Source organism: Sphingobacterium sp. GQ94, assembly GCF_059758715.1.
The window spans coordinates 88,974-102,266 of record NZ_JCAXEC010000013.1 but is presented as its reverse complement, the minus strand read 5'-3'; the positions used below and the strand labels follow the sequence as shown (position 1 = coordinate 102,266).

The 13,293-nt window shown below is 39.3% G+C and carries 12 protein-coding genes and 1 pseudogene; 5 read left to right on the top strand and 8 right to left on the bottom strand.

All coding sequences use genetic code 11. The features are described 5' to 3' along the window. Window positions 1-3: 3 nt before the first annotated feature. Window positions 4-144: pseudogene (locus AC6CHH_RS12495) on the top strand (hypothetical protein); the annotation flags it as partial. A gap of 7 nt (window positions 145-151) precedes the next feature. Next, entirely contained in the window at window positions 152-625 is a 474-nt protein-coding gene (locus AC6CHH_RS12490) for a hypothetical protein (protein WP_498283334.1), read from the top strand. Between the two features lie 60 nt (window positions 626-685). On the opposite strand, the gene AC6CHH_RS12485 is transcribed toward AC6CHH_RS12490, so the two are convergent. Continuing rightward, a complete protein-coding gene (locus AC6CHH_RS12485) occupies window positions 686-910 on the bottom strand; it encodes a hypothetical protein (RefSeq protein WP_498283332.1) in 225 nt (74 codons plus the stop codon). A gap of 195 nt (window positions 911-1,105) precedes the next feature. Between AC6CHH_RS12485 and AC6CHH_RS12480 the strand changes: the two genes are divergently transcribed. From AC6CHH_RS12480 to AC6CHH_RS12470, 3 genes are all read left to right on the top strand, one after another. Continuing rightward, entirely contained in the window at window positions 1,106-1,870 is a 765-nt protein-coding gene (locus AC6CHH_RS12480) for a DUF4197 domain-containing protein (RefSeq protein WP_498283330.1), read from the top strand. Window positions 1,871-1,933: 63 nt separating this feature from the next. Continuing rightward, window positions 1,934-3,217: a peptidase T gene (pepT, locus tag AC6CHH_RS12475; protein ID WP_498283328.1), complete on the top strand. Its 1,284-nt coding sequence runs from the start codon at window positions 1,934-1,936 to the stop codon at window positions 3,215-3,217. A 34-nt stretch (window positions 3,218-3,251) separates the two neighbouring features. After that, window positions 3,252-3,818, top strand: coding sequence for a nitroreductase family protein (locus AC6CHH_RS12470; protein ID WP_498283326.1), 567 nt, complete (start codon window positions 3,252-3,254; stop codon window positions 3,816-3,818). 71 nt (window positions 3,819-3,889) lie between these two features. Here AC6CHH_RS12470 and AC6CHH_RS12465 read toward each other — a convergent pair whose 3' ends face one another. The 7 genes from AC6CHH_RS12465 to AC6CHH_RS12435 form a co-directional block, all read right to left on the bottom strand. Further along, window positions 3,890-4,534, bottom strand: coding sequence for a hypothetical protein (locus AC6CHH_RS12465; RefSeq protein WP_498283324.1), 645 nt, complete (start codon window positions 4,532-4,534; stop codon window positions 3,890-3,892). Then, on the bottom strand, window positions 4,524-5,069 hold the full coding sequence (locus AC6CHH_RS12460) for an RNA polymerase sigma factor (RefSeq protein WP_498283322.1): 546 nt from the start codon (window positions 5,067-5,069) through the stop codon (window positions 4,524-4,526). The genes AC6CHH_RS12465 and AC6CHH_RS12460 overlap by 11 nt, the downstream gene beginning before the upstream one ends. A gap of 200 nt (window positions 5,070-5,269) precedes the next feature. Further along, window positions 5,270-6,523: a YeiH family protein gene (locus AC6CHH_RS12455; protein ID WP_498283320.1), complete on the bottom strand. Its 1,254-nt coding sequence runs from the start codon at window positions 6,521-6,523 to the stop codon at window positions 5,270-5,272. A gap of 8 nt (window positions 6,524-6,531) precedes the next feature. Next, entirely contained in the window at window positions 6,532-7,452 is a 921-nt protein-coding gene (locus tag AC6CHH_RS12450) for an epimerase (protein ID WP_498283318.1), read from the bottom strand. A 214-nt stretch (window positions 7,453-7,666) separates the two neighbouring features. Beyond that, window positions 7,667-9,460, bottom strand: coding sequence for an acyl-CoA dehydrogenase FadE (locus AC6CHH_RS12445; protein ID WP_498283316.1), 1,794 nt, complete (start codon window positions 9,458-9,460; stop codon window positions 7,667-7,669). 58 nt (window positions 9,461-9,518) lie between these two features. Next, window positions 9,519-10,691, bottom strand: coding sequence for an acetyl-CoA C-acyltransferase (locus AC6CHH_RS12440; RefSeq protein WP_498283314.1), 1,173 nt, complete (start codon window positions 10,689-10,691; stop codon window positions 9,519-9,521). A gap of 152 nt (window positions 10,692-10,843) precedes the next feature. Then, on the bottom strand, window positions 10,844-13,270 hold the full coding sequence (locus tag AC6CHH_RS12435) for a 3-hydroxyacyl-CoA dehydrogenase/enoyl-CoA hydratase family protein (protein ID WP_498283312.1): 2,427 nt from the start codon (window positions 13,268-13,270) through the stop codon (window positions 10,844-10,846). Window positions 13,271-13,293 lie beyond the last annotated feature (23 nt).

The window sequence follows — 13,293 nt, the reverse complement described above, 5'->3', positions numbered from 1 at the left end:
GCAGGAGCTGCTGTTGGTGTTTGGTTTGGTGGTGTTGGGGCTGTTCCAGGCGCTATAATTGGTGGTTTCGTTGGAGGACTCGTGGGAGGCTACACGGGAAGTAATGTAGGGGAGCGGTCGATCAACTATTATCACGGCAGATAGGGGAGTTATGGAGAAATACTTGAATATTATACATTTTTGCCTTTATAAGGCTTTTTATAAAGTTCATTTGTTTAGCGAAAGAATCAATCCTGCAAATCTCATACATAAATTGCCTTTTCAGAGAAAGCGCTATGAAGAGCTTGGGATTGATATTCATCAGGAAATCAACAAGGCATGGGGAGACAAGCGGTTTGGTCTTAGTACTGTAGCTGCTGGTGGTTTTCTTTGGGGCGATTTGGCTCTCTTCTTTTTTTCTGTTCTGATGATGTTGAAAGTAAGCATATCCACACCGCTTATAATAGGCTGTGGGGTCGGCTCTGGTCTGATCTGTTATGTGTTTGTTTTCAAGCAGGATAAGTACATAAAATACTTTGACAGATATGAAAAGTGGTCTAAACGGGAAAAGCGGAAATATGGCTGGTTGACCGTGGGGTCAATATTTTTTGTTCTGCTGTCCTTTTATCTCTGTCTGGTACTCTGATATCGGAGGATAAGTAATAGCAATACCGCCCAATCTTTCACAAGATTGGGCTTTGTTTGTTTATAGACTATATGCCCTACGGGCTTTTGCATCCCTGATGTATGTATCGATCAGGTCGTATAGCGTCTGTTTCTTGTTCTCCTCAAGCTGTTCGATATCCTCTATCCTTTCCACCGTCCGGCGGTCGAAGGCTGAGCTGCTGGCCTCACCAGCAAGGTAGTCGAGCGTCACGCCCAGGGCCGAGGCGATCTTCTTGGCCGCATCGATGGAGGGGTACGGCCTCACCACGCTCGTACTTGCCGATCATCTCCCTGGACACGCCGCTCTGCTTTGCCAGATCGCATGTGATCTTCAACACTGGTTCTCTTTTTTAATCATTTTAATTTGGTTAGGAAATAAAAGACTCGTTGAGATTTCTTCCTTATTCATGCAGATTAATTCCTTAAAGTATTTCTCATTCCAAAACATTAATTTTGATTCATGAAAATAGCACACATTATAGCATTTGGAGCTGTTGCTTTATTAGTAAGCAGTTGTGACACACTACAACAGGCAGGAATTACTGTTCCCAATCAAGGAACAGGTTCATCAAGTTCTACCAAAACAACTAACCAACCCACAGAGATTACTCAAGCTGAGGCAACAACAGGTATCAAAAATGCCTTAAATAATGGCTTACAACAGAGCATTAAAACACTTTCTGTAAAAGATGGATTTTTAGGGGATAATGCAGTAAAAATACTGATGCCAGATCAAGCTAAAAAAGTAGAATCTGCTTTGCGTTCAGTAGGTATGGGGAACCTCTGTGACCAATTTATTAACAGCATGAATAGAGCTGCCGAATCGGCTGTCAAGGAAGCATCTGTAGTTTTCATTAACTCCTTATCAAAAATGACCGTAAATGATGCCTTTAATATTTTATTAAGTGGGCAACAAAATGCAGCAACCAATTACTTCAAAACCAGTACTTCTTCGGAGTTACGCACAAAATTCAACCCAATCGTACATTCTGCTATGAGTAAAAATAATGTCTCAACCTATTGGGGTCAATTAACATCCGCCTACAACAAACTCCCTTTGAGTAATAAAATCGAAACCGATTTAACGGCATACGTAACCCAAAAGGCAATAGATGGCTTATTCATTAAGGTAGCAGACCAAGAATTAAAAATTCGTCAAAACTTAGGCGGTTCACGAGATTCCAAGATATTGCAAAAAGTTTTTGGATGGGCGGATAAACAATAAACTTCACCAAAAAATTTAAAGACAACCTGAGCCAAAATAATAATTTCAGGTTGTTTTTTATCTATGAATCACAAAATGTGTAGTTTTGTGCCTATGGAAATTAATCAAATCAAAGATTTTCAAGTAGCTGAAAATTTTATACGATACGTCCAGATTGACACGCAATCTGATGCCCACTCCACTTCTGTTCCCTCAACTCAGAAACAGAAAAATTTAAGCAAATTACTCGTACAAGAACTACATGAAATAGGGATAAAGGATGCACATCTTGATCTCCACGGCTATGTATATGCAACCATCCCCTCTAATTCAGAGAAAAAAGTTCCAGTAATTTGTTTTTGTTCACATGTCGATACCTCACCAGACTGCTCAGGAAAAGATGTAAAACCGCTAATTCATTCGAATTATCAAGGAGAAGATTTAGTCCTCCCTGACGATCATAATATCATCATTCGATTCTCGGAACACCCAGACCTAAAGGAGCAAATTGGAAACGATGTCATCACAGCTAGCGGCAAAACCTTATTGGGTGCAGATGATAAAGCAGGTGTCGCAGAAATCATGGATGCCGCAAAGATCTTGATGGACAATCCAACCATTAAACACGGGGATATAAAGATATTATTTACTCCGGATGAAGAAATAGGAAGAGGAGTATCTCATGTTGACCTAGACAAACTCGGTGCAGATTATGCCTATACAATGGATGGAGAAAAACTCGGCACCATTGAAGATGAAACCTTCTCGGCGGATGGGTTTGAAGTCATAATCCATGGCATTTCCATCCACCCAGGATATGCAAAAAATAAAATGGTCAATGCTATAAAAATTGCCTCTTCTCTCTTAGAAAATCTACCTAAGGACAGACTTTCCCCAGAGACTACACAAGGCAAAGAAGGTTTTATTCACCCAACAAACATTCAAGGTAATGTTGAAATGGCTACAGTCTCTTTTATTATCAGAGATCATGACACGAAAAAATTAAGCGAACACGAGGCTGAGTTGGAAGGAATCATTCAAAAAACGATAGCACAATATCCAGGTGCAGATTTCAGTTTTGAAATCCATAAACAATACCGCAACATGAAAGAAATATTGGACCAACATCCTAGAGGGCTGGAAATCGCAATGATGGGCATTGAAAGGGCTGGTTGCAAAGTGGAAAAAAGGAGTATCCGAGGAGGAACCGATGGCTCGCAATTATCATTTATGGGACTTCCGTGTCCAAATATTTTTGCTGGCGGTCATGCCTTCCATGGTAAACAAGAATGGGTTTCCATTCAAGATATGCAAAAAGCAGTACTAAGCATTATTCATATTGCAGCACTTTGGGAAGAGTTAAGTTAATTCTTGCTACCTTTAAAAAGATAAAACTATACCTATGCAACAAAACGAAGTGTTACAAGCTATCCAGTATCGTAGATCAATATTTCAGGCGAATTTTACTGATAAAGAAGTAAGCAAAGAAGATTTATTGACCATCCTTGAGGCTGCAAATGCTGCTCCTACGCACAAACGCACACAACCTTGGAGATTTGTTATTTTCCGCAAAGAAGGGCTCACTCGCCTTGGAGAAGAACTTGCCAATATTTACAAAGACATTACCCCAGAGGAAAAATATAACCTGATGACCCAAGAGAACATGGAAAAGAAAGCAACCATGTCAAACGCAGCCATTGCTATTATCGTCAATTATACGGCAGAAGTTCCTGAATGGGAAGAGTTAGCCGCAACAGCATGTTCCGTTCAAAACTTGTGGCTAGCCGCTCAATCATTGCAAATTGGTGGGTATTGGTCTACTCCAGGATTAATCGAACATATGGGACCATTCTTAGGACTTCAAGAAAATCAAAAATGCATTGGAATTTTTTATTTAGGCCATCATGAATCTCCAAATCGTGAGCCGGTAAGAAACCCCATAGAAGAAAAAATCCGTTGGGAGGAATAAAAAAATCCAGAAGGTTCGTTTTTTGGAATGAACCTTCTGGATACGTTAACTAGGTTTACCTTTACATTTTTTTACAAATTTTTGTGTTGAATACGGATTTCCAGAATGCCCTTTTCACCTTTCCATTGAACCTTTTGGACGAGAAAATTCGAAATAGTAGTCTGCAGTAGCCCCTCATTAGATTGACTAAATTTGATCGAGGATGCCCTATTTTCGTCGATTGTAAATTCCACATGAAGTAGATCAGAGCCTTTAAAATCTCGGATTTCGGAATTAAGCTCTTCATTAAATTCTCCCCATCCCTGTATTGGTGAGGCGTCAGAACCGCTCAAACTACGGATGGAAATACGCATTTCTTCCTCCATGAGCATTACATCTGTTTTCTTTTCAGTCTTTGGTTGATCAAAATGCTTAAATAAAAGTAAAGTACAAACTACCAAAAACAAGACACCGGAAGTTAATGCCACTGCTAATCTTTGCCAGCTATAAAACCTACCATTCCTTTGAACCGCCTTTTCATCAATTCGACGAGCTAGTCTCTTTTGCAAGACACTCATCTGTTTTGTGTCAACCCCGTTTTGCAGTTTATAGCCATCCAAGGCTTCTTGCAAAAAAGGGTCATTCAGAGCGTCAAGTTCCAATTCATGCATTTGTTCAGCATCCATAAGACCAGATAGGTAATTATGAATCCTCGTTAATTGATAATTATTTTCCATTAGTCCTCTCCATGCAAATTTTCAAATTCCTTTTCCCATTTTGAATATTGCTTTTGACCTTATTAACCTCCAAAGCAGTTTTTTCAGCAATATCCTTATAACACATCTGTTCTAAATAAAATAATCGAATACAATGCTGCTGTTCTTGATTAAGTCCAGAGAGACAAAATTCCAACTTTTCGAAATCATGTTCTTCCCATTTACTTATATCCTGTGAATCCAATTGTTGCTCAGATTCATACAAATAATCTTCAATATCCACTTGTTGAACGCGCTTGGCTTTGCGCAAGATCATCAAACAATAATTACGAGCATAAACATGTAGCCAGCTTTTAAAATTACTAATCTGATGATGGCGTAATTTTTCAATCAGTTCATCAAAAATTTCCATCACTGCATCAGCACTCTGATCGGCATCCTGAAGATACTTAAAACACACACCATATAACAATGACATATAGGGCGCATACAACTTGCCTAAGGAGTCTAAATTTCCCGTCTGCCTATAATGCTGTATTAACTCATTTTCGTTCATACTTAGCCATTCAACTTAATGATGATTGAAGATAAGGATTTCCATAAAACTATTGGTTTTAAATTTATTTTAAATAAAACAATCACAAAGTCTACTCCCAAGATAATCCAGAACAGAAAACAACAATAAAAAAAATAACCAACCTTCTAGCTGCCTAGAAAATTGGTTATTTCGAGATAATTAGTAATTAGCGAAAACTGTTAATCAAAAAGTACATAAGCAACTGCCAAGGTCACTAGAATATTAAAAGTCTGTGCAATTAAGAATGCATATAATGGTTTCTTATTAGACTGCGTAAAAATATCTTTAAAATTAGTTTCTAAACCAATGGAAGTAAAAGCTAGAGCGAACCAAAGTCCTTGAATACTTTTCAAACTATCTTTTACCAAAAGATGGTTTTGTTCTGTGATGACAAACGAGAACATTAGAGAAACAAACACAAAACCAACTACAAATTTTGGAAAACGATCCCAAATTAACTTCAGGGTCGGTTTATCTTTTTTGGTTTCATCATCAACAGATTTGGAATAAGTCCAGTACACACTGATAAAAAAAGCCGCTATTCCAAGCAAAACATTTTGAGAGAATTTCACGATCGTACTAATCTTCAATGCCTCTTCTCCAACGATTGACCCTGAGGCAACTACTGCGCCAGTAGTGTCAATACTTCCCCCTAACCAAGCGCCTGTTACCTGTTGAGAAAGATTCAGCAATTCAGCGATGTAAGGCATAATAATCATCATAGGAACCGCGGTTATCAACACCAAAGAAATAACATAAGAGAGCTTCTTATTATCCCCCTTAATAGCCCCTGATGTTGCTATTGCTGCAGAAACCCCACAAATTGAAACCGCACTAGAAAGCATTAAAGACATTTCTTTATCAATTTTCAATTTTCGACACAACCAAAAGGCAAAATACCAAACTGAAATCACAACCACTAAAGCCTGAATTAATCCAAGCGAACCAGCCTTTAAAATATCCCTAAAGATTACCGAGCTCCCCAGCAAAACCAACCCGATTTTGACATACAATTCGGTGCTCAAGGCTTCTTTAAACCAGGTAGGCAACTTAAAAAAGTTACTAATAATCAATCCAATGGCCAAACTGAAGATCACCGCTTCCAAATTAAAGCTTTTAATGGTCGAATTTCCCGTTAATAACAGGGCAATTAAAGTCAGTACAAATACCAACGGGAAGACAATTAGCAAAGCTTTTAAGTCCTTTTTTAACAACAACGCGCCTGCAATCCCTACAACAAATACGAGAATGAATTGTTGCAAAATTATCGAAAGGTTACCCACAGAAAGCACCTTAGAGGTTAATTCTTGGCTATTCGCCCAACTAAAAGACGGTTTTGGGATAACAATACCAGATAAAGCCAAAGCGATAATACCAAGGCCCAAAATAACCACGACCCAATCTTCTGAAAGATCAAATTTTTTAATAGACATATAAAATTTTAAATTGATGTTTTTAGTAAATCTTTAATTGAGGGCTGAATATAGGGAAAAATAAAAGGATAACCATTTTGGATGGTTAATATTGTTGTTACAGGAACCGATTCAATCATCAAACTAGGATCTACTCCTTTAAGATATCCCCCTACATATGCCATCCACTTTGGCAATGGTAAGCCCAGTTGACTTTGTGTAGCTGATCTAAGCGCTCGCATGAATTCAGCATTGCTAATGGGATGTGGACTGCATGCATGATAAATAGGTTCGGGGCTAGACTGATTAATAAGCCAGCAGACCAGATGGACGAAATCGGATTGATGAATCCAGCTCACCAATTGATTCCCATCCCCTACTCTTCCAGCCAATCCAAATTTAGTTAATTCGAAAAGTTCACGAATAACTCCGAAAGATTTGCTTAATACGGGACTGATTCGTAAAATGATCTTCCGTGTATTCGGTAATTCACATTCCATAAATGCCGATTCCCAAGCCTGAGAGAGATTGGCTAAAAAGCCTGAGCCGATCGAGGTGCTGGTTTCATCATGCAACCCCTGAAGTCCTGTAAAAATTGAAACTCCAGAAAAATTAATCCAAAGTTTTGGCGGGTCCTCTAGGGTTTGTATTGCTTTAGCGAGTAATCTGGTGGGAATTAATCTTGAATCGTATAAGCTCTTTTTGTTCTTTTTTGAAAAAAGGCATTGAACGGATTTTCCACACAAATTGATTAATACATCAGTTCCCTGCAAGGCATTCTTCCACGAACCTAAGTTCCTACCGTCCCAATACACCATCGAAACCCGAGGATGAATTTGGTTATCCTTATCTCTGCTCAAAACGGTAAGCTCATCCCCGTTCTGTAAAAAATGAGTGATCAATAGTCTTCCCAAGTTTCCTGTTCCTCCTGCTAATACAATTTTGGCCATTTTATAAAATTATGGATTTAAAAAGAAAATAAACCTAAAAAAGGATCATGAATCCTAGGCTCTATCCAAGAAAAAAAAGGTTCGGAAATCTCAATTATTCGTGATCGTTGTCTAAAGATAACAATTCAAAAATCAAATGGAACTTGACATACATTTTGCCCATAAAAAAAGCTCCGGGGAACTCCCCGAAGCTTTACTCATAATCAACCTAATACTAGAAACAGTATTTATTTTCTTCAATAAGCTTTTTGGCAACACGTTGTCGGGCTTCCTTAACATTAAAGGGAGCCGCTTTTGTAAATCGACGTAAGCCAATCAGCATCATATTTAATTCATCACCTTGCGCAAAGGAATACAAAGCTTCCTTGCCAGCTACGTTAATTTTATCAATCGCAGAATAAAGGTATAATTGGGCCATAGTCGTGGCGTAATCAGCATGCTCTCCTGGTTGGGTCTGTTGCAGTTTTTCAGCCCGAAGTAAAACCGATTCACTCAAGTAAATATAGCCGATGATGTCTGCGATATTCATTAGTATCTCTTGTTCTTTGGATAAAGACATCATCAATTTTTGAACAGCAGCACCGGCAATCATCAGGCCTGCCTTTTTCAAATTTGAGACTATTTTTTTCTCAGCAGCAAAAGGTGTATCATCCTGGTTTGAGAAATCAGGTATAGCCATTAATTCCGAAGCAACTTGTTGAGCAGGTCCCATTAAATCAATTTCTCCTTTCATAGCACGTTTAAGCAACATGTCCACAATCAGAAGTCTGTTCACTTCGTTGGTTCCTTCAAAAATTCGATTAATACGAGAGTCACGGTACGCTCTTTCCATTGGAGCCTCAGCCGAATAACCCATGCCGCCGTAAATCTGTACCCCTTCATCCACAACATAATCCAACATTTCAGAACACCAGACTTTAATTATTGCACACTCAATGGCAAAGAGCTCAACAGATTTTAATCTAGCCTTCCCTTGTTCAATTCCGCTCTCTAGCAAGGCGTCATACGCGTCGTCAATATTTTGACCGGCCCGATAAGCTGCCGATTCAGCAGCAAATAGGCGTGTTGCCATTTCAGCAAGTTTATATCGAATGGCACCAAATTTAGAGATTGGTAAATTAAATTGAATCCTTTCATTTGCATAATTGACTGCTGTAGACAAAATGGCCCTGGAGGAGCCTATAGTCGCAGCCCCCAATTTAATGCGGCCAATATTTAAAATATTAACGGCAATCTTAAATCCATTTTCACGCTCAGAAAGAAGGTTTTCTACCGGTACAGGACAATCATTAAAAAAAACTTGACGAGTAGAAGAACCCTTGATACCTAACTTATGTTCTTCAGGATTCATGCTAATTCCCCCAAAATTCTTCTCTACAATAAATGCCGATAGATTCTTATCATCATCAATTTTTGCAAATACAATAAATACGTCTGCAAACCCACCGTTGGTAATCCACATTTTCTGACCATTAATCAAATAATGGGTACCCTGCTCATTGAGCTTTGCTGAGGTGCGTCCAGAATTAGCATCGGATCCTGAGTTAGGTTCTGTCAAACAATATGCAGCTTTCCATTCCCCAGTTGTTAATTTAGGAATGTATTTTGATTTTTGATCTTGAGTCCCATAATATAGAATGGGAAGTGTCCCAATTCCAGTATGCGCTGATAAGGCCACAGCAAAAGAAAATCCCCCCCCTACGGCATCGGTTACTAGCATCGATGTGTTAAAATTCTTTCCAAATCCACCATATTCCTCCGGTATTGATACCCCTAACATGCCAAGCTCTCCCGATTTATCCAATAACGTTTGCATCAAACCTTCTTCTTGGGCATCGATTCGATCTAATTTATTAAGTACCTGGGTATCCAAAAAATCCAAACACGTTTGGCGAATCATTTTTGCTTCTTCATCAAATTCCTCAGGAATAAATACCTCTGAATACGGCGTTTCCTTAATCACAAACTCCCCACCTTTGATTACTTTATTTTTTACTGCTTCACTCATGATATATTTTCATTTAAGGGAGGTGTAACCCTCTTTCATTCGTATAAAAGTTTTTCGACTATAACAGTTCAAATATTCCGGCTGCTCCTTGACCTGTACCCACGCACATGGTTACCATGCCGTATTTTTTATTTCTTCTTTTAAGTTCACCAAGAACTTGAATCGTTAATTTCGCTCCGGTGCAACCCAGCGGGTGACCCAGCGCAATTGCTCCACCATTCACATTTACTTTTTCCTGATCAAGGTCGAGTTCGCGAATAACGGCCAAGGATTGAGAAGCAAAGGCTTCATTAAGTTCAAAAAGGTCAATATCTTCCTTCTTCAAGCCGGCCATTTCCAGGGCTTTTGGAATAGCTTTCATTGGACCAATCCCCATCAATCTTGGGGGCACACCAGCAACAGCATAACTAACTAACCTAGCTATTGGCTTTAAATTCAGCTCTTTCAATTTGCGCTCTGAGACAACCAAAACAAAAGCAGCACCGTCTGAGGTTTGTGATGAATTACCAGCGGTAACCGATCCCTTAGCGTCAAATACTGGTCTTAACTTGGATAGAGCCTCCAATGAAGTGTTCTCTCTAGGCCCCTCATCGGTATCGACCACATATTCGCGCGAAGCAATTTTTCCATCCTTTAAATAATTCTCTTTCACGGTGATTGGCAAAATCCCATCTTTAAATCGTCCATTCTTAATCGCATCCACAGCACGGCGATTAGACTCCAAAGCAAATTTATCCTGATCCTCACGCGAAACGTTAAAATCATTCGCAACTGCTTCTGCAGTGAGCCCCATTCCCCAATACCAGTCAGGATTTTGCTTGGCGACAACGGGGTTTGGAACAATTTTCCATCCTCCGAAAGGCATTCCCGACATTACCTCCACTCCCCCTGCGACAATGACATCAGCCATTCCTGTTTTTATTTTTGCCACGGCAGTTGCAATGGTTTCTAACCCTGAGGCACAATACCTATTCACGGTAACCCCAGGAACTTTATCCGTATCTAAAGCCATCAAAGAAATTAATCGGGCAACATTTAATCCCTGTTCTGCCTCTGGCATCGCATTTCCTACGATGAGATCATCTATTTCTTCCTTTTTTAAATTTGGTACCGATTCCACCAAATGTTTGATGACCGTAGAGGCCAAATCATCCGCACGCATAAAACGAAAACCACCACGTGGTGCCTTCCCTACTGCTGTACGATATCCTGCTACAATGTATGCTTCCATGTGCTCTTATTTTGTAAGACAACTTCATATTACTTGAATTCATAAGTAATTCAGCGCTGTCTTTCTTATTCTTATTTTATCAATTAAATATAACCAATGACAACACACCTTCATTCCTTGGGCATTGTGCAATTATGATTAACATCTCCTCCTTAGTTTCGCAAAGGTTTACCCTTGGTCAACATGTGCTGAATTCTTTCTAGAGTCTTACGTTCAGCACAGAGCTCAAGGAAAACCTTACGTTCAAGATCGAGCAAATACTGCTCAGAAACTAAAGTTGGTTCCGATAAATCTCCACCACTCATTACATATCCGAGTTTTTCAGATATTTTCTTATCATGCTCAGAGATGTAATTTCCTGCCTGCATTGAAGAAGAACCAATATAAACGATACCTAATGCCTGATTGCCTAAAACCATGATATCTTTTCTTTCTACTGGTTGTATATAACCCTGATCGGCTAAAGCAATCGCTTTTTCTTTGGCATCAGCTAATAAACGACTCCGATTCATGGTAATACCAAATTTGCCCGCTTGAAGATAGCCCAACTCAAATGCCTCGTAGGCTGAAGTCGAGACCTTCGCTTGGCCAATCGTTAAGAATCTATCCTTAAAATAATTTTGAACAATTTGATCGGCTTTATAATCATCAGAAGCACGTAAAGCAAACTCCTTCGACCCACCGCCGCCTGGAATCACCCCAACACCAAATTCAACAAGTCCCATATAGGTCTCAGCATGAAGTTGAACAAAGTCGGCATGCATAGAAAACTCACATCCTCCTCCTAAGGTCATCTGGAACGGTGCAGCCACGACAGGAATTGAGCTGTAACGAAGACGCATGGAAGTATTCTGAAACATACGAACTGCGACTTCTAATTCTTCATAGTCTTGTTCAATAGCCATCATAAAGATCATTCCAATATTTGCACCAGCAGAAAAGTTTTTTCCGTCATTCGAGATCACCAATCCTCTATACTGTTCTTCGGCCAGGTCAATAGCTTTATTCAGTCCTTGGATTACCTCAGCCCCAATGGTATTCATTTTGGTATGAAATTCACAATTGATAATACCATCTCCTAAGTCAATGATGGATACACCATCATTTTTCCAAATGGTTTTATCTTTGCGAATATGATCTAATACAATAAGATCCTGGGTACCCGGAATGGGTTGATATGTTTTAGAAGAAAGATCATAAAAATAACGTTTCCCATTTTCAAGTTTATAGAAGCTCTCACAACCGGCCTCCAACATTTGATGAACCCAGTCGGCCACCTCTCCGTTTTGTCCTGGCAGTCTTTTTTCTTCTTGTTTTATTTTAAGCAGGGTTTCTTTTACCCCCAATGCATCCCAGACCTCAAATGGTCCAAGCTCCCAGCCAAAGCCGGCTCGCATTGCATCATCAATTCGAAAGAATTCATCTGTGATCTCTCCCACCCGCTTGGAAACATATTCAAACAAAGGATAGTGCATCGCGCGAAACAATTCAGCAGCCTTATCATTACCTTGTTCATAAACTTTCATTCGTTTTGCAACATCATCTACCAATTTCGTCGCCTCCAAAGTACTGGATTTCACTTTTTCTTGTGGGCTGAAATTCATGGTTTTCAGATCCAATGAAAGAATTTCTGAATTCCCTTTATCATCTTTTACTTTTTGATAGAATCCTTTTTTTGTTTTTTCTCCCAACCATTTATTATCAACCATCTTGGTAATAAATGCAGGTAATTCAAACACACCTTTTGCTTCATCATTTGGTGCATTTTGCAGCAGGCCATTGGCCACATTGACCAAGGTATCCAAACCGACTACATCCGCCGTACGAAAAGTAGCTGATTTGGGATGTCCCATAGCAGGTCCGGTATACTTATCAACCTCTTCTACTTTGAGTCCTAATGGTTCGACCAGATGAGTCAAGGCAAGCATTGAATAAACGCCGATACGATTACCGATGAATGCTGGAGTGTCCTTACAAAGCACCACTGTCTTACCAAGCATCTTATCTCCAAAATGAATCAAGAAATCCAGTACATCTTGCTTGGTTTGACTCGTTGGAATAATCTCCAATAATTGCAAATATCTTGGTGGATTAAAAAAATGTGTTCCACAAAAATGCGCTTTAAAATCTTCTGATCTATCCTCAATCATTAAATGAATCGGAATACCCGAAGTATTTGAGGTAATTAATGTGCCCTGTTTGCGGTGTTTTTCAACCAAATCAAAAACTGATTTTTTAATCTCTAAACGTTCGACGACAACTTCAATAACCCAGTCAACCTCTTTAATTCTTTCCATGTCATCTTGGAAATTTCCTGTGGAAATTCTGCTTAGGAACGAATTGCTATATAAGGGTGCTGGATTTGATTTAACTGCTGCTTGTAAAGATTGATTCACTATACGATTGCGAACAACCGGACTCTCCAGTGTCAATCCCTTGGCCTGCTCCTCAGGCAACAATTCCTTTGGGAGTATATCCAAAAGCAACACTTCTACACCGATATTAGCAAAGTGGCAAGCAATCCGAGATCCCATAACTCCGGAACCTAATACAGCTACTTTCTTAATATTTCTAATCATAGTATATATTTTTTTTTACGCAA

What these genes read in the sequence shown, in the direction of transcription:
- AC6CHH_RS12490 (WP_498283334.1), top strand. Translation starts at nt 152, where the DNA reads ATGGAGAAATACTTGAATATTATACATTTTTGCCTTTATAAGGCTTTT.
- AC6CHH_RS12465 (WP_498283324.1), bottom strand. Translation starts at nt 4,534, where the DNA reads ATGGAAAATAATTATCAATTAACGAGGATTCATAATTACCTATCTGGT.
- AC6CHH_RS12440 (WP_498283314.1), bottom strand. Translation starts at nt 10,691, where the DNA reads ATGGAAGCATACATTGTAGCAGGATATCGTACAGCAGTAGGGAAGGCA.
- pepT (WP_498283328.1), top strand. Translation starts at nt 1,934, where the DNA reads ATGAATCACAAAATGTGTAGTTTTGTGCCTATGGAAATTAATCAAATC.
- AC6CHH_RS12455 (WP_498283320.1), bottom strand. Translation starts at nt 6,523, where the DNA reads ATGTCTATTAAAAAATTTGATCTTTCAGAAGATTGGGTCGTGGTTATT.
- AC6CHH_RS12480 (WP_498283330.1), top strand. Translation starts at nt 1,106, where the DNA reads ATGAAAATAGCACACATTATAGCATTTGGAGCTGTTGCTTTATTAGTA.
- AC6CHH_RS12435 (WP_498283312.1), bottom strand. Translation starts at nt 13,270, where the DNA reads ATGATTAGAAATATTAAGAAAGTAGCTGTATTAGGTTCCGGAGTTATG.
- AC6CHH_RS12470 (WP_498283326.1), top strand. Translation starts at nt 3,252, where the DNA reads ATGCAACAAAACGAAGTGTTACAAGCTATCCAGTATCGTAGATCAATA.
- AC6CHH_RS12450 (WP_498283318.1), bottom strand. Translation starts at nt 7,452, where the DNA reads ATGGCCAAAATTGTATTAGCAGGAGGAACAGGAAACTTGGGAAGACTA.
- AC6CHH_RS12460 (WP_498283322.1), bottom strand. Translation starts at nt 5,069, where the DNA reads ATGAACGAAAATGAGTTAATACAGCATTATAGGCAGACGGGAAATTTA.
- AC6CHH_RS12445 (WP_498283316.1), bottom strand. Translation starts at nt 9,460, where the DNA reads ATGAGTGAAGCAGTAAAAAATAAAGTAATCAAAGGTGGGGAGTTTGTG.